A 22,312-nucleotide genomic window follows, 5' to 3' on the forward strand; every position below is an offset into this window, starting at 1 on the left:
GTAATAAGGGCTAGCAACTTGCTAGCCCAGAAACACGCCTTGAGGCTTAACCCATACGGTAGTTAGGCGCCTCTTTGGTGATCTGCACGTCATGTACGTGAGACTCACCCATACCCGCAGAGGTCACACGTACAAACTGCGGCTTAGTATTTAATTCAGTGATGGTTGCACAACCAGTTAGACCCATTGCACTGCGAATACCACCAATTTGCTGATGGATAATCGTTGCGATTGGTCCTTTGTATGCTACGCGACCTTCGATACCTTCAGGTACTAGTTTGTCAGCAGCATCACTCTTCTGGAAGTAACGGTCAGACGAACCTTCTTTTTGGTTCATCGCACCAAGTGAACCCATACCACGGTAAGACTTGTAGTAACGGCCTTGGTATAGTTCAACTTCACCAGGAGACTCTTCAGTACCCGCTAGCATTGAACCGACCATTACGCATGAAGCACCAGCAACTAGCGCTTTTACGATATCACCAGAGAAACGGATACCACCGTCAGCAATCACTGGAATATCACGACCTTTTAGGCCTTCTACTGCATCAGAGATAGCAGTAATTTGCGGTACACCACAACCCGTAACGATACGAGTAGTACAGATAGAACCTGGGCCGATCCCCACTTTAACAGCATCTGCACCAGCATCAGCCAATGCAATTGCACCTTCAGCTGTTGCTACGTTACCTGCAACGATTTGTAGTTCTGGATATACTTCACGTGTCGCTTTAACACGGTCAATAACACCTTGAGAATGGCCATGAGAAGTATCGATTAGTAGTACATCAACACCCGCTTCAACCAAAGCTGCAATACGCTCATCAGTACCAGCACCAACACCAACAGCAGCACCAACACGAAGACGGCCTTGCTCATCTTTACATGCGTTTGGTTTATCTTGCGCTTTTTGGTAATCCTTAACAGTGATCATGCCTTTTAGTGCAAATGCATCATCAACCACTAAGATTTTTTCGATACGGTGTTCGTGCATTAGGCCAAGGATCTCTTCACGAGATGCGCCTTCTTTTACTGTCACTAAGTCATCTTTCTTAGTCATGACCGTTGAAACTGCTTTTTCTAGCTTAGTTTCGAAACGCATATCACGGCTAGTCACAATGCCTTCAAGTTGGTTGTTTGCACCAACAACCGGGAAACCTGAGAACCCTTTGTCCTGTGCAAGTTCCATTGCTTCTGCAATCGTAAGATCAGAAGTAACTGTCACAGGGAAAGAGATAATACCCGCTTCATACGTCTTAACTTTACGTACGTTGCGAGCTTGTTCTTCGATAGTCATGTTTTTGTGGATAAAACCAATACCACCTTCTTGTGCCAGAGCGATCGCTAAGCGCGCTTCTGTCACTGTATCCATTGAAGCGGAAACAAGCGGTAAGTTTAATTCAATCCCACGAGTCAAACGCGTTTTCAGGTTTGCTGTGTGAGGAAGAACAGTTGAATGAGCTGGTACTAAAAGTACGTCGTCAAAGGTAAGGGCTTCTTTTGCAATTCTTAGCATGTTCGCGGCTTCTCTCAAGTGAACTGAGTATAAGGAATTGCGTGCGAATTTTATCAGCGTTCCTTATGGGAGTAAATAAAATTTAGCAAAAAATGTGATAAAGTGACTGTGAATTTTTTATGGAGGCCAACATGGGATACCCCAATAATAATAAAACCTATTCTGTATCAAGACTTAACAGAGAAATACGCGCGCTCTTAGAACAAGGTTTTGCCTCTGTACAACTCACCGGAGAAATTTCAAACTTTGTTGCTCCGGCCTCCGGGCATTGGTATTTTTCTCTAAAAGATGACAAAGCACAGATAAAAGCGGCCATGTGGCGAGGTAATAATCGTTACTGTAACCACCGCCCTGCCAATGGTCAGCAGGTAATGGTACAAGCTAGAGTGTCAGTGTATGAGCCACGAGGTGACTATCAATTGATAGTCGAGCAAATGGCCCCCGCCGGTGAAGGCTTGCTCAAGCAACAGTTCGATACCCTAAAAATGCAGCTGGCAGCAGAAGGCCTGTTTTCGGCCAGTCACAAAAAACCTTTGCCAAGTGTCATTAATCGCGTGGGGGTCGTCACTTCAGCGACAGGGGCTGCCATCAAGGATATTTTGACTGTACTAAAACGCCGTGCCCCACAGTTACAGGTCGTTATTTATCCGGCCCTAGTGCAAGGCGATGAAGCCAAGCAGCAGATTTGCAAACAAATCGCTCAGGCGAATGCTAGACGCGAGGTAGACGTATTGATCGTTGGCAGAGGTGGCGGCTCATTAGAAGACTTATGGAGCTTTAACGAGGAATCAGTCGCGAGGGCCATTTTTGCCAGCTCAATTCCGGTGATAAGCGCTGTGGGCCATGAAATAGATACTACCATTTCCGACTATGTTGCAGATGTCAGAGCGCCAACCCCATCGGCGGCCGCAGAGCTAGTGAGCCCGGACTCAGAAGCGCTAAAATTGCGTACTTCGCAGTTACTACAATATCTCAATCAGGCTTTTAAGCGTCGCCTTGAAGGTGCATCACAGCGTTTAGCAAACTTTGAAGCCCGACTGCAGTTACAACACCCTAAGAATCAACTTATGCAGCAAACACAGCGAGTTGATGAGTTAGAACAGCGATTAATTCGTGCTCAAGCCCATCACTTACGTCAAAAGCAATCGCAATTTCATCTGTTGCAGCATAGATTTGATCGATTACATCCAGAACAAAGGATCGCTCAGTTCAAGCAATTGGTCGCACAACTCGGTGATAAGTTGCAGTATGCAATGGAGCAAAAGCTTAACACGCAAAGACACCAACTCGCGGTATCAAGCGCAAAACTAGACAGCGTCAGTCCACTGGCGGTATTAGCTCGAGGCTATAGTATCGCAAAGCAAGAAGATAAAGTGATTAAGTCAGTGGCGGATGTCGACCCAGAAAAGCCGATAGTTACACAACTAGCTGATGGTGAGGTGGTGTCTATGGTAAAAGCAACCCAATAAGCGTATATAAAAATGGGGAAGTGATTTCCCCATTTTTAATCTAATAACCTTACAACATCGCTGAAGTGATAGACTCATTTTCGAGCTTATCATCATCTTCTAGGAAGTTTTGGTTCATACTCTCTGCAGGGCATGGGCATGATGGCTTACCAACCACCTTAGCTGGGATCCCCACTACCGTAGTGTGCGGTGCAACAGGGCTAAGTACAACGGAACCTGCACCAATTCGAGCTCCCTCGCCTACTTCAATGTTGCCAAGTACTTTGGCACCAGCACCAATCAATACACCGGCGCGGATTTTCGGGTGACGATCACCCTGCTCGTTACCCGTACCACCAAGTGTGACTGATTGCAGAATAGAAACATTATCTTCAATAACCGCGGTTTCACCAATGACTATACCAGTCGCATGGTCAAACATAATACCATGACCGACTTTACAAGCAGGATGGATGTCAACACCGAATACTTCAGAGGTTCTGCTCTGTATAAAGCGAGCCAGCTCTTTTCTGTCTTGACGCCATAAGCAGTATGCCAATCGATGTGCTTGGATTGCATGAAAACCTTTCAGATTTAAAATTACGTTGAGATAACTATCGGCAGCTGGGTCGCGATCTTTAACGGCTTTTATATCATGTGCAACATGAGTCAGCATGGTATCGCAGTGTACAAAGGCCTGATCAAACAGCTCGCGAATTGTAAATGCTGACACCACGGCATCCGCCAACTTATTTGCAACGATAAAGCTTAATGCAGCACCAAGACACTCGTGATTTAAAATACTCGAGTAAACGTGACTAGCAAGCAATGGCTCGCGAGCAACCAACTCATTGGCTTCTTCGCGTAACTTATTCCAAATCTCATGTCTCATGTGACGAACTTCCGATAATACTGATACTTCTCATAGTGTAACGCTTAGAGTCATTAAGTGTCATGTATTATAAAAAATCAGGCTTCAAACACTTGGTTATATCTAATAACCAACCAACATATTTTAGTCCGGTTTTAAACGCCTTCAGTTGGACCAAAGATTCTTACAATTTTGCACTGTCGAACTGAACAGATCTTCGTATAATAACGCTCCATTGAATACTACCAACGCGGGATCGCTAATATGTCGATAAAGATCAAGACAACGGATACCAACAAACCAAATGGCACAGGGCTTGCGCGGATAATCAAAGCAACGCATTGCTCAGCGAAAGGAATGAAAGCAGCCTATAAAGAAGAGTCGGCATTTAGACAAGAAACGTGGTTACTGGTGGCAAGTCTTCCTTTATCAATCATATTGGCGCAAAGTATTGCTCAGTGGGCCTTATTGGTCAGTAGTGTACTGTTGATATTGGTCATAGAACTTATCAACTCGGCAATCGAAGCACTGACAGATCGAGTGAGTACCGAGCATCACTTACTATCTGGTCGTGCAAAAGATATGGCATCAGCGGCCGTTACGCTGACATTATTAATTAGCTCATTAATTTGGATAGCTGCCGCAGTGGAGTGGTTCAACACCATAACCTAAAATTACGCGTGGTTTTGACACAAAAAAATGGCGGCTAAATTTTTAGCCGCCATTTTTTATTAAGCTGAATAATCGTTATTCAAACACTTTTTCTACATCTAACGTTTTAATATTCTTACTTGGAATATTTAGCGGGTATGTAGCAATTTCAGCATCTTCAGCCAGTAATACATCAGGCTTTTTCGTGTTATAAGTCATAGGAGATGACTGCTCAGCACTTAAACGCTGCGCCATATCTTTTGCATCACCAGTGATAAACACATAGTGAATATCTTCGCTCTGCAAGTTCTCTTTGATAACGCGATTGATGTCTTCAACAGACAGCGACGCTAGCTGCTTTGTCACATAGGCAACAAATTCATCGGTGTTGTAGAACTGGCTATCAAGTGCATAACCTAGCTGTCTATCTTGGCTCGCCACCATTTGCGGCACAAAGTTGATTAAGAAGTTACGTGTTGCTTCAAAGTCTGCTTTGCTCATCCCTTCTTTGATCAGCTTATCGAGTTCAAACAATGCGGTACGCGTTGCAAAATGGGCATCGTTATTAGAACGAAGTGGGCGTAACCAAACTTGGAAAATTTGCTCACTACGACCTAAGTTTGCATCCGGCTTAGTTTGGAACATACCACGAGGGAAGTATTCGATATATGCATAATCACCATAGTTCATACCACGCACCTGACGGATACGCTGGTACAAGTGGCTGTTTGAACTGCGGTGCTCACCAAAGTATGAACGCACTAACCAAAGCGCAGCCCAGTCTTTACTGCTACGAACCGTGTCGATTGGGAAACCAAAAGACACCGCTGTTGATTTTGCATTCTTTTCTACGATGGTTGCGTGATGACCAGATAGCTTAGGCGCATCAGGCACTTGTAAACGTGCTTCTTCACCTTTAGGTAAAGCCGTAAGGTCGTTAAACATCGCTTCTTTTAGCTGTTTATCGAGTGCACCAGTAATACCCACGTTGAGTTTAGCTTGAGTAAATTGCTGAGCATAAAAAGCCTTAACGTCATCTAAAGTGATTGCTTCTAAGTCTGATAAATCACCAAAGTTATAGCTTTCGTATGGGTGGCCTTTGTACAGCTCGTGATAAAGCACTTCTTTACCTAGCTCTTCATCATTTGACGCTTTCAAACCAGCCTTAATGCCATCGATTAGCTCTTTTTTCAGACGTTTAAAATCATCTTCTCTGAACCCTGGGTTCAAAAGCTGCTGACTCACAATGCCATACCATTGATCAGCATTGTCTTTATGAATACGACCACGTAAAGAAATCATTTCTTTATCGATTTGATAACCAAAGCTACCAGCAATCGGGTACAGCGCCTTTTGAATTTCTTTGTATGATTGCGACTCACTTCCACCATTGGCAATCATAGCCGCAGTAAGCGCAGCAAGACCTTTTTTACCTGCAGGATCGGCAGCAGCACCTGTGTAAAAAAGAAAGTTCACATCCACCAGCGGTGAGTTATTGGTCTTGTCTAATACGTTGAAATAACGCGTTACTGGCTTGTCCATTTTTGCCACTAACTTGTCTAAGTTAACTTCCTTATCAAAACCAGAGACAGACTCAAGTGCAGACATAGTCACCGTTGTGCGGCTGCTGTCCACAAAGTATTTATTGGCAATATCACGAATATCTTTTGCAGTGACTTTATCAGCACTAGCATATAGCGCATTCACCACTTCAGGATCACGCTCAAAATGCATGTAGCTCGCGAGTGTCGAAGCAATAGATTGTGATGAGTCAAGGCCGTTAATAAAGCTGTACTTTAGGTTTGATTTAAGTGCAGCAAGTTTATTTTCATCTACCAGCTCTGTGCGTGCTTTTGCGTAAGTGTTATTGATTGCATCACGCACTGTCGCCAAATCTTTTTCATCTTCTACTTTAACGAAAACATGTAGAAGACCAGGGTCTTTGGTTTCAGGGTTATAGGTAAACATTTGGCTTGCAAGCTGTTTGTCTACCACTAGCTCTTGATACAGCGCTGAGTTTTCAGAGAAATAAAGCTGCGAGATCAGATCAAGTGCCGCTCGGTCTTTTTTCTTCGGCTCCCATGCAGCGCCTTTATACGAAACTAGCAACCAGTGACCCGGTAAGCCATCATATTTTTCGTGAACGTAACGCGCTTTGTCTTGCTTTGGCTCAACAGGAATATCGGCTTGGTAGTCACCCTTTTTCCAATTACCCCAATGCTTCTTCACCATAGCCATAGTTTCTTTAGGATCTACATCACCTACGATCACAAGTGATACATACTCAGGCTTATAAAAACGCTCAAAGAAGGTTTTACCATAGGCCATCTGATCTGGCATTGCTTCGATGTCTTCAAAAAAGCCCATTGTCGTGTGTTTATAGGTATGCTTGTCAAATGCTTCTTTTCTTACCGCAGAAAGCAGTTTTCGAACTGGGCTAGCATTATTTTTAAGGTACTCACCTTTAACAGTTAGTGCCTCAGTACGAAACTGCTCTTCACTGTAAGTTAGGTTTTGAAAGATATCCGCTTCAATTTCTAATACTTTATCTAAATGCTGCTTTGAGAAATTTAGGTGGTAGTTCGTGTAATCATTGGTGGTGTAAGCGCGATTATCAACACCTGAATTTTTCAAAATGTCCGAATAAACGTCTTGTGGATACTTTTCTGAGCCTTTGAACATCATATGCTCAAAGAAGTGAGCAAAGCCGGTTTTACCCGCTTCAACTTCATTACGCGAACCAACAGAAACCGGAATTTGTAGCGATACCACATCAGGATAGTTAGTTTTAACTACCATGACGCGAAGGCCATTTTCTAGCTCTTCCAAAACATAATCTTGGGCGAATACTTTATTGGATTGGGCAGCTTGAGTACTTACAGCTGACTGTTGAGCTTGGTCTGAATTCGTCGCTGCGCAGCCACTAAGCGCTAAGCTTACGGCAAAGCTGGTTGCTAGTAATTTGAATTTCATGAATTTGGTCCTAATCATATTTTTTATTCTAAGTAAGTCGTGTTCACTTACGTTAGCAAACCTCCTGATTATGCCCCAAAGTCATACTAATTCGCTAATTTCCAAGGTGATTTACCACCCTAATGTGTAAACAAATATGAAATTTTGGTTTGAGCGCTTGAGATAAATTCATAATTATTGAAATTCTTTCATTAAAAAAATCTATCTAGACGTCTAAATGGCTGCTATATTAGTAAAGAGATACAGAAATGCTTTTGTGGAATGAGGATTATGGCTTTAACGCTTCAAGAGAAAATCATTGACCCTAACCAAGGGGTATATTTAATTGGTACCACACCACCTAAGATTGGCACCGACCCAGAGCAGCTAAAATCAATTGCCGCTAAGCTTTTGGGCCGTTTACATGAGATTGAATACGACGGCGTGATCATCTATGACATTCAAGATGAAAGCAGTCGTACTCAAGTACCACGCCCATTTCCTTTTAAGCACACCGTTGATCCGTGTGAATATAGTCAGTTGATCCGCGAATTGTCGCACCTTGATGTAATTACGTATAAAAGTGTGGCACAGCGCGACAGTGAAGCTTTTGGCGATTGGTTAAGCAGCACCAAACAGCAGTATGGGTTAAACAATCTCGTATTAGTGGGCAGTCCATCTTCACAAGGCGATATTAAGTTACCGCTTTCTGAAGCCTATGATGTACTGAAGCATCATCAAGATAACTTTTTCTTAGGTGGTGTAACGATTGCAGAGCGCCACGCCAGTAAGCGTAATGAACACGAAAGATTAATTGATAAAACAGAGCAAGGCTGCCAATTTTTTGTTTCCCAAGCAGTGTATGACGCTCAAGCAACCATAGATCTTATCACGAGCTATGCTCGCACCTGTAAACAGCAAGGGCAAACACCAAAACGCATTATTCTTACCTTTACTCCATGTGGTGGGGAAAAAACCTTGCAGTTTATGGAGTGGCTGGGGATCTCAGTACCAGAAGCAACCAAATGGCGCATGTTAGATTCAGAAAACACACTAAGTGAGTCAATTCGTATTTGTAGAGAGAATCTAGATCAAATCTTAAAAAGCTGCTCACACCTAGATATTTCTCTTGGCTTAAATATTGAGAGCTTAACAAACCGAAAAGAAGAAATTGACGCGTCGATAAACCTTTATCGACTGTTGAAGGCGACCATGGAATTATGCCTTGCGGAAAAGCAAATTGCTTAATGCAGTCTAGGGCCTGTTGATCTTCCAAGTTTGTTTTTGCAGCAGTTTGATTGGTATTTATACAAGACAGAGCCTGCGTAGCATAGTCATTCTATGTAAGTCTGGCGATAACATAGTAGAAATGCCAATCAAGCGCTGCCCTTTGGGTTCACCTGAGTGCGCTTTGTTCATTGTTGCTCAACTTTTGCCTAGATTACTAGGCGGCAAGTCGAGCGTCGCGACCAAAACACACTCAGAAGAACAAAAACCAAACAGCGAAGGCCAACAGGCCCTATAGCCAGCTTCATCAAGCTGGCTTTTCTGTTAACCTTGCTGGATTATTCAAAGCCCAGATTAACTTAGGCTCAAGAAAGCGATTAATCCCACCCCAAGTAACAAGCGGTAAATGACAAATGGCATCATGCCCATGCGCTCTATGATTTTCAGAAAAAAGAAGATACAGGCATAAGCTGAGATAAACGACAGTGCTGCACCACTTAATAGCGCATTCCAATCAACCACTTCATCGCCGGTAGCAAGCTCTAAACTGTAATACAGTCCCATCATAGAAATGACCGGAATAGACATTAAAAACGAAAAGCGCGCCGCACTTTTCTTATCAAGCCCGAGTAATAAACCTGCAGTGATGGTAATGCCTGAACGCGATGTGCCGGGAATAACAGCGGTAATTTGTGCAAGCCCCAATATCAGCGCGCTTTTCCAGTTTAAGGCAAATTCGTCTTTGATTTGTTTCGCTTTCACATCGGCATACCAAAGCAGTAAACCAAATACTATCGTCGATGTTGCAATCACCCAAGCACTACGTAAGTAAACTTCTACGATGTCTTTAAGTAATGGGGCTAAGATCACGAATGGAATGGTGGCAACCACAATACACCAAGTCAGCCGGCTTTCTTTCGAGTGCGTACCTGAGAATGACTTGAACCATCCTGCCAGTAGGCTAACAATGTCTTGTCGAAAATAAATAACGACAGCCAGCAAAGTACCAACATGAACAGCAACATCAAAGGCAAGACCCTGATCTTGCCAACCTAGTACCTGTGAAGGTAGCAGTAAGTGGGCAGAACTCGAAATAGGTAAAAATTCAGTGAGACCTTGAATAATTGCAAGGACGACAATCTCAATAAAGCTCATTGCTTGGGAAACTCCACTTTCCATAATTTTTGAGTTGGGTTGTGATACTCCTGCCATAACTGAGCAATGGTTTTACCCTCAACAGGATGGATAAAATCAGGAGCTAGTTCAGCTAATGGCTGAAGCACGAAGGCATTTTTGGTTATTTCATCCCGAGGCAACTGAGCGGGTGATGAACAAATAAGGTGATCATAAAAGAGAATATCGAGATCTAATGTGCGTGGACTAAACTTCTTTTCACTACAGCGACGACCATGATCGTATTCTATCAACTTGAGCAGTTTATACACTTCGTCTAAAGACAGCTGTGTTTGTGCAGCAAAGACCGAATTATAAAAGTTATTTCCTGCAAACCCGACGGCTTCACTCTCAAAAACACTCGAATGTTGAAAATCCGGAAAGTGTTTTATCAATATCCTCAAACCACTCAGCAAATTTTTTTCTTTTTCTATGTTTGAGCCGAGACTGATAAAAATTTGTGCCATGATAATTCTACTTCTTACGCACAATTTCTACACCAACCGTTTGTGCTTGTGGCACGGCAGCAGGTTTACTCACTTTTATAAGCACTTGTTGTACATTAAATTCATTTAGGATCATTGCAGCAAGCTGTTCAACTAAGGTTTCTAATAGCTCAACGGGTTTTGCTTGGGTATGCGCAATAATACGCTCACTCACTTTGGCATAATCAACCGCCAAATTAATATCGTCATGACGAGCGGCAGCGCTAATATCGGTCAACATCTCAACATCAAAGTAAAGGCTTTGTTTACTTTCTTTTTCAAAGTCGTACACTCCTATTATGGCTTCGACGTGTAGCTGTGAGATATAGACTTTATCCATGTAAACTCCAAACATGTTTATCGCTGTAATTCACCCGCATTTTCTAATCGCAATTCGCGATCTGTGCAGGACTTAAGACCGCCGATCATAGCCCAAAACAACGCAATAAAAAATAAGGAAGACAGTGTTAATCAGTTTAATGTGCGTATGTGCTTATTTATTGGGATCGATTTCCTCAGCGATTCTGGTTTGTCGGTTATTCCATCTACCAGATCCACGCTTTAATGGTTCTAATAATCCAGGCGCAACCAATGTATTAAGATTGGGAGGAAAGATCCCAGCTGCGCTGGTGCTCGTCTTCGATATTTTAAAGGGAACCATCCCGGTGTGGGGAGCTTACTTTCTAAAAATAGAACCTGTATGGCTAGGTGCAATAGCCGTAAGCGCATGCCTTGGTCACATTTATCCTATTTTCTTCCACTTTAACGGTGGTAAAGCAGTAGCAACAGCATTTGGTGCGCTATTACCCATCGGCTTGTCATTGGGTGGGCTATTGATTAGTACGTGGCTCGTAGTGCTAGCGCTAACACGCTACTCTTCACTCGCAGCGATTGTCGCAGTCGCAGCTGCTCCACTTTACACATGGTGGATAAAACCGCTGTATACGGTGCCGGTAAGCTTTTTAACTGTGGTGATTATTATTCGTCATAGAGCAAATATTAAAAGGCTCTTGAGTGGTAAAGAGCCCAAGGTTGGGAAAAAGTCTAAAGACTAGGGCCTGTTTACCTTTCAAGTTTGTTTTTGCATCAGTTTGATTGGTATTTGTACAAGGCAGAGCCTGCGTAGCATAGTTATTCTATGTGAGTCAGGCGAGAACACAGTAGAAATGCTAATCAAGCGCTGCCCTTTGGGTTCACCTGAGTGCGCTTTGTTCATTGTTGCTCAACTTTTGCCTAGATTACTAGGCGGCAAGTCGAGCGTCGCGACCAAAACACACTCAGGAGAACAAAAATCAAACAGCAAAGTTCAACAGGCCCTAGACTTTTTCTAGACTATCCAGCGGCCAACGCGGTTTAGTCTTCATATCAAGTGGCGCATGCTGACCTGCTTTTAGACGCTGCATTCCTGCATAAGCTATCATCGCCCCATTATCTGTACAAAATTCAGTGCGCGGGTAATAAACTCGCCCTTTCATGCCAAGCATCATGCGCTCAAGCTTTTGCCTAAGTTCAGTATTGGCGCTGACGCCACCTGCAATCACCAGGCTTTTAATGCCTGTTTCTTTCAGTGCTCGCTTACACTTGATCGCTAGCGTTTCTACGACCGCGGTTTGAAAAGCATGAGCAATATCTGCTTTCGTTTGCTCGTCATCGCCTTCGTTACGGATCGTGTTTGCCGCTGCGGTTTTTAATCCGCTGAAACTAAAATCCAGACCAGGTCTGTCTGTCATCGGTTTTGGAAAAGTAAATCGCCCTGCTTTACCCTGTGTCGCCATTTTCGCAAGCATTGGGCCGCCAGGATAATCAAGACCGAGCAGCTTTGCGGTTTTATCAAACGCTTCACCAGCGGCATCGTCCACTGATTCGCCAAGTACCTCATACTCACCGATACCCGAGACTTTGACCATCATGGTATGGCCACCAGAAACTAACAGCGCAACGAATGGAAACTCTGGTTTATCGTCTTCAAGCATTGGGGCAAGCAAATGGCCTTCCATATGATGTACGGCAACGGCTGGGATCCCCCAACCAAACGCTAACGAGCGACCAATTGAGGTGCCAACCAACAAAGCACCGACCAAACCTGGCCCTGCGGTATAAGCAATGCCATCAAGGTCTTCTGGACCGCAACTCGCTTGCGCGAAAGCAGCTTCAATAAGAGGAATTGTTTTGCGTACATGATCACGAGAAGCAAGTTCAGGCACTACCCCACCATAATCGGCGTGTACTTTTACCTGAGAATATAATTGATGTGCCAACAGCCCTTGCTCATCATCATAAATAGCAATACCCGTCTCATCACATGAGGATTCTATACCCAAAATACGCAAGTTACTTTCTCCAAACTCTTTACTGCAGCCGCTGATTATACGAAATCAACTACTCAAGTTCCAAACCAATATTTGTTTGGCCGTCAGCTAGTGCCAAGGCCTTTAGTGACTTCACCGATTCGCTGCTAATACGCCCCATATTTTCCACATGTTCGATAAGCTCAGCGAGGATATCAATTTCATACTGCATCTGCGGGTGCTCACGCACTAACTCATTCGTGGGAGATATATCTTCCGCCATCAACATAAACTCGATGTATTTAGCTACCGTTGCCTGAGAAATTTTGGCAACGCTTACAAACTCATGTTCATCTTTTGTCATCAGACCTTGTAACATGCCTAACAGCGCTGTCGCTACGTCGATTGCGGGATAGGTACCAAACATATCAAACTCACTGAGCTCAGGTACATTTGGTTCTACCTTTTCAACCAGCTTCTCTAAGCTAATCTTGCTCTTTGGCAGTAATATTTTCTCCCAAATTAAATTCAGCGCATTTCTGAGTACTTGCTCGTCGCCAAAACCCGTTGCCTCACTAAATAGTGAATAATTTGGCAACATACGTTCAATAATAGCAGCGCCTAAGACTGCTTTTTGAAGATAATTTAACTCTCTAATTCTTTGAAAGTTATTTGCTTTGCTCATGCTTATTTCCACATTGCCAGCAATATTCAAACGCTGGTCCATTTAATTCTGCACAGTGATTACATAGCCAATCCGACAGCTCGGCGGCACTGCGATGACGTGATTTGTTATAGTTTACCAATATTTCCTGAGCCTCGGGTAACTTTATTGCATAAACAAAGAGCTTAATGGCAGCTTGCTCTGCTGGAATTTCACCAATAGCCCCTGACAAATGCTCACCTTGTAAGTGAACCTGAATATTCGCTTGTTCTAGTTGACCTTTGAGCAAATGTGCTTCAACAAAGCCGCTGATAGCGCACAATTGCACCCAATGAAAAGACTGTTCACTCATTGCATTTTCTTCACTATTGAATTAGCACTCATTGTGCTCATTTGTTTCTTGATAAAATCATTCATTATCATCACACTTAAACATCAAGCCATTCCATTAAAATACGACTATGACTCTAACAACACCGGGCCTATTATTCCCAGCAATTTCTTTATTGCTACTCGCATACACCAATCGCTTTTTGGTACTCGCACAATTGATCCGTGAATTAAACGCCCGAGAAGGCGACACCATAAGATCCTTGGTTAAAGCACAAATAGAAAACTTAAGAAAACGAATTAGATTGATCAGACGAATGCAAGTATGGGGTGTAATCGCATTTTTACTCTGCACGTCTTCAATGTTTGCCCTGTTTCTTGAAATATCCTTACTTGGCGTCACATTGTTTGGTGCGAGTCTGTGTAGCCTGACCTTGTCATTGCTACTTTCTCTTTATGAAATCCACATTTCTTGCGATGCAATCGAACTAGAATTGCAAAATATCGAGAAAAAACCTCAACAAGATTAGCGGCCTTGTTACTGCCGACTATACTAACGTTGAGTCAGCATAAAAAGAGGAGCAATCTGTGAGCGGATTTTTGTTCTCAGATGAAGTGCTAGAAAGCCCTACAAATAAAATGGCCGAAACCTACTGGGATATTCTGGTTGTAGATGATGAAGAAGACATTCACCAAGTGACTAAACTGGTGTTGTCTGGCTTTAAATTTGAGAATAAAGCACTGAGATTTCATCACGCCTACTCTGCACAAGAAGCAAAAGCCATCTTGGACACGGAGCAGAATATCTCTGTAGGCCTCATTGATGTCGTAATGGAAAGTAATCATGCAGGGCTTGATTTAGTGCGATATATCCGCGATGACTTAGCAAACTTTGATATTCGCCTTGTCCTGCGCACTGGGCAGCCAGGAGAAGCCCCGGAAGAATCGGTCATTCGCGATTACGATATTAATGACTATAAGAACAAAACCGAGCTCACTGCCGTCAAGCTAAAAACACTACTCTATTCTGCTTTACGGGCTCACCGGGATATTCAAACCATCGAAAAGCACAAAATGGGACTTGAACGCATTATTGATGCATCCTCAAACTTTTTGAAGTGTAGCAATATTCAGGATTTCGCATCAACCATATTATCTCATGTATCCGCTGTAATGGGATTATCTGATTCGGAAATATATTGCGCAGCTGCGGTAAATCACCAAGCCAACGAACCGACAAAATTTAAACTACTTGCAGCCTCAGGGGCTGGCGTAGAACCTAGTAATGTTACCTTGCCCGAGAATGTACAAAATCTGTTTATAGAAACACATAATAAAAAAGCATCGCTCAAAACCCGTAATGAATATATTGGCTATTTCCCTTCTAGAGAAGGGAGTGAAACGATGATTTATGTGAGTAAGGACAGCGAACTTCATAGCATGGACTTCCAGCTACTTGAATTTTTTGCAAACAATATTGCACTAGCCTACGACAACTTGAAGTTGCGTGAAACCGTCAAAGATTCTCAAAAAGAGCTTTCTTATATTTTAGGTGAAGCCGTCGAAAAACGCTCGAAAGAAACAGGCTCGCACGTAAAACGCGTGGCACATTATAGTATGCTTTTAGCTCAGCTTTACGGACTCTCTCACTACCAAGCAGAAATCATCAAACTCGCCTCTCCACTCCATGACATTGGCAAAATCAGTATTCCAGATCAAATCTTAAATAAACCCGGAAAACTCACTGATGAAGAATGGATAATTATGCAGACGCATGCGCAGCAAGGGTTTGAAATCTTAAAAAATTCAACAAATGAGATTTTGCAGTGTGGCGCATTAATCGCACATCAACATCACGAAAAGTGGGATGGTTCAGGCTACCCTAGGGGTTTAAAGGGAGAGCAAATTAACATTGTCGGCAGGATCACTGCTCTGGCAGATGTCTTTGATGCACTAGGAAGTGAGCGATGTTATAAGCCCGCTTGGCCACTAGATAAAGTAATAGATTTGCTAAATACTCAAAGTGGTAAACAATTTGAACCCAAATTGGTTGACCTTTTTCTAAAAAATCTGGAACAATTTATTGAGATACGTGACAGGTATCCTGACTAACTTTGTAATCAGAATGTAAAAACTTCACTTTCTTTTTCCCGATTGGTGTATTATTATTGGGAAAAGACGTAATAAATGTGTTTTAGTTGAAATTAAAAGGAATTTCACATGAGATTTGAACAACTCGAGCAGTTCGTAGCATTAGGTAATCTAAGACATTTTAGACAAGCCGCAGAACAAACCCAGATCAGTACTTCAGCGCTTACTCGAAGCATCCAAACCCTTGAAGATGAAATAGGTTGTGAACTCGTTAAACGCTCAACACGTTCAGTAAAACTGACTGAACAGGGTGAGCTGTTCTTAAAGTATTGCAAAACAACCTTATCAGAACTCGATCTAACCAAGAAAACCATTAAGCAAAGTTTGTTTGGCCGTGATAACCAAAAGTTAATTATTGGTTATACGACTCAAGCTAGCAGCATCGTGCCAGTTTCTTGCGGTCAGTTTTTAGCTCAGTACCCTAATGTGAAGATCGAAATGCAGTTGCAAGATGAGTTGGAGCTTACTCGTAAGCTACAACTTGGTGAGATTGATATCAGCGTGTATTTACAAAGTGCAAATAGCATAGTGAGTGATATTCACCTGCCTGATCAGTTAGTTTTATTTGTTTCGAGAAATCATCCTCTAGCAAATCAAGACAGCATCAGAAAAGCCGAATTAACGCAATACCCTATGTATGGCTGTTTCTCACAGTCGAAGCAAGTACAAAGTATGCTTAATGAAGCCGTTGACTCGTTAAACAAATCAACGAGCGTTAAGATTGGTAATATTGAACAAGTAATTGATGGTTTGAAGAATAGCAATAGCTTTGCAATTGCGAGTATCGAACATTCCAAAACTATCGCACAAGATCCTAACTTAGTTTTCTTAAAAACCAATAAGGCTTTGGATAGAGAACAGTTGATTGTACAAACCAATCATCAAGTTGGCTCTAATGCGCATATCAATCACTTGCTTGAGCTAATTGAGGATGCAGCATCTTCATCTAGCAAGCAAACAGTAACTTATTAGTTGCTAAACAGACGGGCAAATAATCTGTATTACTTGCCCGTTTTTAATTACTCGCTTTAGAGCGGTAAAAAGCCCAGCACGACCCCGACAAAAATCGCCAAGCCCACATAGTTATTGTTTAAAAAAGCCCAAAAACATCTGTCTCTATCTCTGTAGCGTATGGCATATTGTTGCCTAATAAGCAGCACAGAGGCTGCTAGTAAGCCGCACCAAAAAGCGAGATTCAAGTCAAACGTTACACCAACTGCAGCCATCATCGCGATAAATGTGATATTGAGCAACGCAATAATATGGAGATCCCATTTGCCGAATAAAATCGCTGTAGACTTTACCCCTATCTTCAAATCATCATCCCTATCTACCATGGCGTACATAGTGTCATAAGCGACCGTCCATATTAAATTCGCAACAAACAATACCCAAGCAAGCACTGGCACATTTTGATTTACTGCCATAAAAGCCATCGGTATTGCCCAGCTAAAGGCAGCCCCAAGTACGAGTTGAGGTAAGTTTGTATAACGTTTCATGAAAGGATAAACAGAGGCTAACGCAAGCGCGCCAAGCGATAATACAATGGTTTGCCAGTTTAAAAAAAGCACCAAAATAAAAGCCACCGCGACCAAAATAGCAAATAGACCTAGCGCTTCTTTACTCGTTACAGCGCCCCTTGCAAGCGGTCTTGTCGCCGTACGCTTTACAGCCCCATCAACCTTGCGATCAGCAAAATCATTGATAACACAACCCGCACTGCGCATTACTAATACACCCAGAGCAAAGATTACAATAAGCCAAATACTTGGAACACCTTCAGCTGCAAACCACAGTGACCAAAGCGTTGGCCACAATAATAGTAAAGTCCCGATTGGCTTATCTAATCGCATAAGTTGGCTGTAAGCCTGCCATTTCTGGTGGTCAATCATAAAAGCTTTCCGATATAAAGACTTCACAAACTAAAATCTTTGCTTTGCCGTTTTTAAACCAGCTTCTTCTAGCAAATAAACGCTCTGGGGCGACGCCAGTAGTGGGTGCAATAAGTTCAATCAGGGCCGGATAGTCGGCAGTAGATAAGCGAAGAAACTCAAGGGTTCCGCGCTGCCAATTTGAATCAGTAAACAGTAACTCACCCAAAGGTGTCTCACCGATTGCATCCATGCCTACAGTACATGCGTCCTCATTGAGCCAACTTTGTCCAAATACAGCTGCTTTACCGTTACAATTTAACGTTACTTCTCGACACCAAACCTGTTCAGAAAGATCCGTACGTAACGCATCTGGAGCGTTCCTGAACTCATTAGCAAGTACAGTTACAGAAAATTTATCACAAGTTTCTTTCAATTTTGCGGTTAGAGATTGAGTCTCTAGTAAATAAGGAGAAAGTGCTGGCTCAACATCCACCAACTGTGTGTTCTTCAGCCAAGGGAGCTCTAAGGGTAATTGCAAAGGCAACGTTCTATTTCCGTTTTAAAAATCCGCGGTCATAATAGCAGAGCAGAGGCTTTCTAAAAAGTTTATGTTTGTATTGAAGCTACCTGTAAAATCAACGCAATTATGTATAAACTAAGTAAAAAGTAATTTGTATTAGGATACCTAATTAAACATGAGACTGTTGGCTGTTGTACTCACATTATGCATTGCATTAACCACGGCTTCCCCTGTAAAAGCGGACTCAACTATTGGGTATTACGGATTTGAGCCAGATATCATCACAAACTACATAGGCCAGTCCAACAAAAAGCTCGGTTATGTCCGTGTTACCGTTGACCTAATGTTAAATGACGTTGCAAATATTGCCGTGGTTGAACACCATACTCCTTTACTAAGAGATGCAATCGTACAGATCCTGAGTAAAGAAAATGAAGAAACCATTAAGTCATTAACTGGCAGAGAAGAAATCAGAAAACGCTGTGCTGAAAAGCTAAAGACACTGCTAAAAGAAGAAACTGGGCAGGAAATTGTTCGAGATGTGCTTTTTACCAAATATTTATATCACTAAGCGAACCAACTCATACAAGAACTCGGAAGCGCTAGATCCCGAGTTCGAAGTAACTAGCTATTCTCTTTGCATTGCCTGTTGATAGGCCAAAATACCGCAACCAACATACCTGATAGCAATCCGAACAAATGCGCCCAGTTAGCCATGTTGATGAAAAACATATCCGTAAATCCAAACAGCATCCAAAGCAGCATAAAACCAATAACAGGCTTAGAGACCAAAGCCGCTCCAGTGGGGTTTCGATGACCAATTACCCAACAAAAGCCAAGTAGCCCATAGACCACGCCACTCAGTCCACCAAAATTAGCGTCAACGAATAAGTACTGCATAAAATTACTGGTTAAGCCAGTTACAAAGTAGATGCAAACTAACGCCCAGAGCCCAAGTTTCTCTGAAATTTGCGCGCCAAGGTGTAACCACCAGCTTAAATTAAAAATCAAATGTATGGCGCTAAAATGTATGAGCGTAGGCGCTATCCAAGTCCAAGGTTTATCTAGGGAAAAGCGTAGCGCAGAAAAGATGCCATTAGCGTCACCAAATAACATGGCGACAAAAATAATAATACTGACACCAAAAACGCCCTGTAATAACCAGTTCAATCCCAAAAAGCGCTTTACTAAGTTTAAGTTTTGGCCTTGGTAGCTAAATAACCCTTGTGTACTTCCTGTTTGCCAAGAAGCCGCTTGATATAACTCTGCCTCAGGTTGCTCCAAAAACGTTTGCCAAAGACGCATAGCAAGCGCTTCATCACCACGCTCTAGCCAAACTTCAACTTGTTGCCCATCGTGACTTTGCAAAACACAATAAACCTCTTGCGTCTTAAAATAATCGACCGCACCTTGAGCTAGTCGTGCATTGTGATAATGGGCTATTAACTTCACTTTTCAATCTCATTTGGCAATTCACTTGCCCACTGCGTAAAACCGCCATCCATACTGTAAACATCTTCAAAGCCTTGCTCAACTAGGTAGTTAGCTGCGCCTTGTGAGGAGATCCCGTGATAACACACCACAACAATAGGTTGGTCAAACTCTTTCTCCTGCATGAAATGTGCAAGATTAGCGTTAGATAAATGTTCGGCGCCAGGAATATGCCCTTGTGAAAAGGTATTTTCATCGCGAATGTCTGCTACCACAACATCATCTTTGCCTAAAAGCGCCTGTGTGTCTGCTACTGAAATATGTTTAAAAGACATGTGTTACCCATTTAAAACTAAAAAATAAAAGACGGCTTAAGCCTTATTGACCTAGCCGTCTTCCTATTATAACTACTCATACATGCACTAAGCAAAGTTGAGCATTAATCCCAATTCAGAATAACTTTACCTGATTGCCCTGAAATCATCGTATCAAAGCCAGTCTGGAAGTCATCAACATGGAACTGATGTGTAATGATTGGGTCAAGGTTTAAGCCTGACTGGATCAAACTTGCCATTTTGTACCAAGTTTCAAACATTTCACGGCCGTAAATACCCTTGATCACTAGACCCTTGAAGATCACTTGGTTCCAATCCACCGCCATGTCAGAAGGAGGAATGCCCAGCATTGCAATCTTACCACCATGGTTCATGCTGTTTAACATGCCTTTAAATGCAGAAGGAACACCTGACATTTCAAGCCCAACATCGAACCCTTCTGTCATACCAAGATCTTTCATAACCGTTTCGAGGCTTTCACTGGCAACATTTACTGCTCGCGTAGCACCCATTTTAGTGGCTAGCTCAAGGCGATATTCGTTTACATCTGTGATCACCACATGACGCGCACCGACGTGTTTCGCCACTGCCGCAGCCATAATACCAATTGGGCCCGCACCAGTAATGAGGACGTCTTCACCAACTAAGTCAAACGACAATGCGGTGTGCACTGCATTACCGAATGGGTCGAAGATAGAAGCGAGTTCATCTGAAATGTTGTCAGGGATCTTAAACGCATTATAAGCAGGAATAACTAGGTATTCTGCAAATGAACCTTCGCGGTTAACGCCTACCCCAATGGTGTTACGACATAGGTGAACGCGACCAGCACGACAATTACGACAATGACCACATGTGATATGACCTTCACCAGAGACTCGGTCGCCAATGCTAAAACCACGTACTTCTTGGCCCATATCGACCACTTCACCTACGTATTCGTGTCCCACAACCATTGGAGTTGGGATAGTGTTTTGTGCCCACTCATCCCATTTGTAGATGTGTACGTCGGTACCACAAATTGCTGTTTTACGGATTTTGATCAATAGATCGTTGTGCCCTACTTCCGGTTTTGGCACATCCGCCATCCAAATTCCTTCTTCAGCTTTCAACTTGGATAATGCTTTCATAGTATTCGCTCGTTAGCTGCACCGGCTTAATGCCGGTGGCAAAATTAAATGACGCCTAGGTCTTTACCAATACGGGTAAAGGCTTCGATTGCTTTGTCTAGCTGCTCAGTAGTATGCGCAGCTGAAATTTGTGTTCTGATCCTAGCTTGACCTTTTGGCACGACAGGATAAGAGAAACCGATCACATAGATCCCTTCAGCTAGCAGTCTGTCAGCCATTTCTGAGGCCACTTTGGCATCGCCTAACATAACCGGAATAATCGCGTGATCTTTACCCGCACAAGTAAAACCAACAGCTTCCATCTTAGTACGGAAGTAAGCTGCGTTATCCCATAGTTTAGCACGTAGGGCATCGCCTTCTTTCATCATGTCTAGTACCTTGATTGAAGCTGTAACAATTGAAGGCGCTAGCGAGTTTGAGAATAAATAAGGGCGTGAACGCTGACGTAACCACTCTACGATTTCTTTCTTACCAGAGGTGTAACCGCCCGATGCACCGCCAAGTGCTTTACCAAGCGTTCCTGTAATGATATCCACTCGGTCTAATACACCACAGTATTCCGGTGTTCCGCGGCCATTTTCGCCAACAAAGCCCACCGCATGTGAATCATCAACCATCACTAATGCGTCATACTTGTCCGCTAAGTCACAAACCGCTTTTAAGTTACAAATAACGCCATCCATTGAGAATACGCCATCGGTGGCGATAAGCTTGGTTTTCACACCAGCTTCATCAGCAGCTATTAACTGCTGCTCAAGATCAGCCATATCGTTGTTAGCGTAGCGGAAACGCTTAGCTTTACATAAACGCACACCATCAATGATAGAAGCGTGATTTAATGAGTCCGAGATAATTGCATCTTCAGGGCCTAAGATAGTTTCGAATAAACCAGCATTGGCGTCAAAGCATGAAGAGTAAAGGATAGTATCTTCTGTTTCTAGAAATTCACTGATCTTTGCTTCAAGCGTTTTGTGAATATCTTGCGTACCACAGATAAAACGCACCGACGCGACACCAAAACCATGGTCATCAAGGCCGCCCTGCGCCGCTTTAATGAGCTCTGGGTGGTTCGCCAAACCTAGATAGTTGTTTGCACAGAAGTTAATTACACTTTCGCCAGTCGATACTGCAATTTCAGCTTGCTGCTGAGAAGTGATAATACGCTCTTTTTTATATAATCCTTCAGCTTTTACTTCTTCAATTTGTTGCTGAAGCTGGCTGTAGAAGGCCGATGCTCTCATCTGGGAGTCTCCATTTTTTGCACGG

The 22,312-nt window shown here is 42.9% G+C and carries 23 protein-coding genes; 8 read left to right on the top strand and 15 right to left on the bottom strand.

Going from position 1 to position 22,312, the window contains the following annotated elements; genetic code table 11:
• Positions 1 to 46: 46 nt before the first annotated feature.
• Positions 47 to 1,516, bottom strand: coding sequence for an IMP dehydrogenase (guaB, locus tag MHN30_RS20050; RefSeq protein ID WP_010374639.1), 1,470 nt, complete (start codon positions 1,514 to 1,516; stop codon positions 47 to 49).
• A gap of 131 nt (positions 1,517 to 1,647) precedes the next feature.
• Here guaB and xseA point away from each other — a divergent pair, with 131 nt between their 5' ends.
• Positions 1,648 to 2,985 carry an exodeoxyribonuclease VII large subunit gene (gene xseA / locus MHN30_RS20055; protein ID WP_239360896.1) on the top strand — a complete coding sequence of 446 codons (1,338 nt, stop codon included), beginning with the start codon at positions 1,648 to 1,650 and terminating at the stop codon, positions 2,983 to 2,985.
• 49 nt (positions 2,986 to 3,034) lie between these two features.
• On the opposite strand, the gene cysE is transcribed toward xseA, so the two are convergent.
• Positions 3,035 to 3,856, bottom strand: a complete 822-nt coding sequence (gene cysE / locus MHN30_RS20060; protein ID WP_239360898.1) for a serine O-acetyltransferase — start codon at positions 3,854 to 3,856, stop codon at positions 3,035 to 3,037.
• A 243-nt stretch (positions 3,857 to 4,099) separates the two neighbouring features.
• Here cysE and MHN30_RS20065 point away from each other — a divergent pair, with 243 nt between their 5' ends.
• Positions 4,100 to 4,507, top strand: coding sequence for a diacylglycerol kinase (locus tag MHN30_RS20065; protein ID WP_211858517.1), 408 nt, complete (start codon positions 4,100 to 4,102; stop codon positions 4,505 to 4,507).
• 75 nt (positions 4,508 to 4,582) lie between these two features.
• Here MHN30_RS20065 and MHN30_RS20070 read toward each other — a convergent pair whose 3' ends face one another.
• The gene (locus MHN30_RS20070; RefSeq protein WP_239360900.1) at positions 4,583 to 7,459 is read right to left on the bottom strand and encodes a pitrilysin family protein; all 2,877 of its coding nucleotides are present in this window, start codon (positions 7,457 to 7,459) and stop codon (positions 4,583 to 4,585) included.
• Positions 7,460 to 7,729: 270 nt separating this feature from the next.
• Here MHN30_RS20070 and MHN30_RS20075 point away from each other — a divergent pair, with 270 nt between their 5' ends.
• A complete protein-coding gene (locus tag MHN30_RS20075; RefSeq protein WP_130163454.1) occupies positions 7,730 to 8,686 on the top strand; it encodes a methylenetetrahydrofolate reductase in 957 nt (318 codons plus the stop codon).
• 333 nt (positions 8,687 to 9,019) lie between these two features.
• On the opposite strand, the gene MHN30_RS20080 is transcribed toward MHN30_RS20075, so the two are convergent.
• Genes MHN30_RS20080 through folB form a run of 3 tightly spaced genes read right to left on the bottom strand, consistent with a single transcriptional unit; the run spans position 9,020 to position 10,663 of the window.
• Positions 9,020 to 9,820 carry an undecaprenyl-diphosphate phosphatase gene (locus MHN30_RS20080; protein ID WP_010607635.1) on the bottom strand — a complete coding sequence of 267 codons (801 nt, stop codon included), beginning with the start codon at positions 9,818 to 9,820 and terminating at the stop codon, positions 9,020 to 9,022.
• Positions 9,817 to 10,305: a 2-amino-4-hydroxy-6-hydroxymethyldihydropteridine diphosphokinase gene (gene folK / locus MHN30_RS20085; protein WP_130163452.1), complete on the bottom strand. Its 489-nt coding sequence runs from the start codon at positions 10,303 to 10,305 to the stop codon at positions 9,817 to 9,819. Before folK ends, MHN30_RS20080 begins: the two co-directional genes overlap by 4 nt.
• A gap of 7 nt (positions 10,306 to 10,312) precedes the next feature.
• A complete protein-coding gene (gene folB / locus MHN30_RS20090; RefSeq protein ID WP_017216518.1) occupies positions 10,313 to 10,663 on the bottom strand; it encodes a dihydroneopterin aldolase in 351 nt (116 codons plus the stop codon).
• 124 nt (positions 10,664 to 10,787) lie between these two features.
• Between folB and plsY the strand changes: the two genes are divergently transcribed.
• Positions 10,788 to 11,378: a glycerol-3-phosphate 1-O-acyltransferase PlsY gene (gene plsY, locus MHN30_RS20095; RefSeq protein ID WP_083229914.1), complete on the top strand. Its 591-nt coding sequence runs from the start codon at positions 10,788 to 10,790 to the stop codon at positions 11,376 to 11,378.
• 261 nt (positions 11,379 to 11,639) lie between these two features.
• Here the strand turns inward: plsY and tsaD are convergent, their stop codons facing one another.
• Genes tsaD through MHN30_RS20110 form a run of 3 tightly spaced genes read right to left on the bottom strand, consistent with a single transcriptional unit; the run spans position 11,640 to position 13,627 of the window.
• Complete coding sequence (tsaD, locus tag MHN30_RS20100; RefSeq protein ID WP_130163451.1) at positions 11,640 to 12,653, bottom strand: tRNA (adenosine(37)-N6)-threonylcarbamoyltransferase complex transferase subunit TsaD; 1,014 nt, start codon at positions 12,651 to 12,653, stop codon at positions 11,640 to 11,642.
• Positions 12,654 to 12,702: 49 nt separating this feature from the next.
• Complete coding sequence (locus MHN30_RS20105; RefSeq protein ID WP_239360903.1) at positions 12,703 to 13,296, bottom strand: YjaG family protein; 594 nt, start codon at positions 13,294 to 13,296, stop codon at positions 12,703 to 12,705.
• Positions 13,280 to 13,627 carry a DUF2007 domain-containing protein gene (locus tag MHN30_RS20110; protein WP_130163450.1) on the bottom strand — a complete coding sequence of 116 codons (348 nt, stop codon included), beginning with the start codon at positions 13,625 to 13,627 and terminating at the stop codon, positions 13,280 to 13,282. Before MHN30_RS20110 ends, MHN30_RS20105 begins: the two co-directional genes overlap by 17 nt.
• A 109-nt stretch (positions 13,628 to 13,736) precedes the next feature.
• On the opposite strand from MHN30_RS20110, the gene MHN30_RS20115 reads away from it, so the two are divergent.
• The 3 genes from MHN30_RS20115 to MHN30_RS20125 all read left to right on the top strand — a co-directional run bounded on the left by MHN30_RS20115 (position 13,737) and on the right by MHN30_RS20125 (position 16,728).
• The gene (locus MHN30_RS20115) at positions 13,737 to 14,135 is read left to right on the top strand and encodes a DUF2721 domain-containing protein (protein ID WP_010374626.1); all 399 of its coding nucleotides are present in this window, start codon (positions 13,737 to 13,739) and stop codon (positions 14,133 to 14,135) included.
• Between the two features lie 58 nt (positions 14,136 to 14,193).
• Entirely contained in the window at positions 14,194 to 15,717 is a 1,524-nt protein-coding gene (locus MHN30_RS20120) for a DUF3369 domain-containing protein (RefSeq protein WP_039491371.1), read from the top strand.
• 108 nt (positions 15,718 to 15,825) lie between these two features.
• Positions 15,826 to 16,728, top strand: a complete 903-nt coding sequence (locus MHN30_RS20125; protein WP_017216523.1) for a LysR family transcriptional regulator — start codon at positions 15,826 to 15,828, stop codon at positions 16,726 to 16,728.
• Positions 16,729 to 16,784: 56 nt separating this feature from the next.
• Here the strand turns inward: MHN30_RS20125 and ubiA are convergent, their stop codons facing one another.
• On the bottom strand, positions 16,785 to 17,648 hold the full coding sequence (ubiA, locus tag MHN30_RS20130; RefSeq protein ID WP_222241413.1) for a 4-hydroxybenzoate octaprenyltransferase: 864 nt from the start codon (positions 17,646 to 17,648) through the stop codon (positions 16,785 to 16,787).
• Positions 17,641 to 18,168 (bottom strand): chorismate lyase, encoded by a 528-nt coding sequence (locus MHN30_RS20135; RefSeq protein WP_239360905.1) that lies wholly within the window; start codon positions 18,166 to 18,168, stop codon positions 17,641 to 17,643. Before MHN30_RS20135 ends, ubiA begins: the two co-directional genes overlap by 8 nt.
• Positions 18,169 to 18,325: 157 nt before the next feature.
• Here MHN30_RS20135 and MHN30_RS20140 point away from each other — a divergent pair, with 157 nt between their 5' ends.
• A complete protein-coding gene (locus MHN30_RS20140) occupies positions 18,326 to 18,721 on the top strand; it encodes a flagellar basal body-associated protein FliL (RefSeq protein WP_039491379.1) in 396 nt (131 codons plus the stop codon).
• Between the two features lie 53 nt (positions 18,722 to 18,774).
• Here the strand turns inward: MHN30_RS20140 and glpG are convergent, their stop codons facing one another.
• The 4 genes from glpG to MHN30_RS20160 all read right to left on the bottom strand — a co-directional run bounded on the left by glpG (position 18,775) and on the right by MHN30_RS20160 (position 22,287).
• Positions 18,775 to 19,602, bottom strand: coding sequence for a rhomboid family intramembrane serine protease GlpG (gene glpG / locus MHN30_RS20145; protein ID WP_239360907.1), 828 nt, complete (start codon positions 19,600 to 19,602; stop codon positions 18,775 to 18,777).
• A complete protein-coding gene (gene glpE / locus MHN30_RS20150) occupies positions 19,599 to 19,916 on the bottom strand; it encodes a thiosulfate sulfurtransferase GlpE (RefSeq protein ID WP_130163446.1) in 318 nt (105 codons plus the stop codon). The genes glpG and glpE overlap by 4 nt, the downstream gene beginning before the upstream one ends.
• A gap of 104 nt (positions 19,917 to 20,020) precedes the next feature.
• Complete coding sequence (gene tdh, locus MHN30_RS20155) at positions 20,021 to 21,046, bottom strand: L-threonine 3-dehydrogenase (protein ID WP_010374618.1); 1,026 nt, start codon at positions 21,044 to 21,046, stop codon at positions 20,021 to 20,023.
• A gap of 44 nt (positions 21,047 to 21,090) precedes the next feature.
• The gene (locus MHN30_RS20160) at positions 21,091 to 22,287 is read right to left on the bottom strand and encodes a glycine C-acetyltransferase (RefSeq protein WP_010374617.1); all 1,197 of its coding nucleotides are present in this window, start codon (positions 22,285 to 22,287) and stop codon (positions 21,091 to 21,093) included.
• Positions 22,288 to 22,312 lie beyond the last annotated feature (25 nt).

The sequence above is a fragment of the Pseudoalteromonas sp. OF7H-1 genome (genome assembly GCF_022347825.1).
Taxonomy (GTDB): domain Bacteria; phylum Pseudomonadota; class Gammaproteobacteria; order Enterobacterales; family Alteromonadaceae; genus Pseudoalteromonas; species Pseudoalteromonas maricaloris.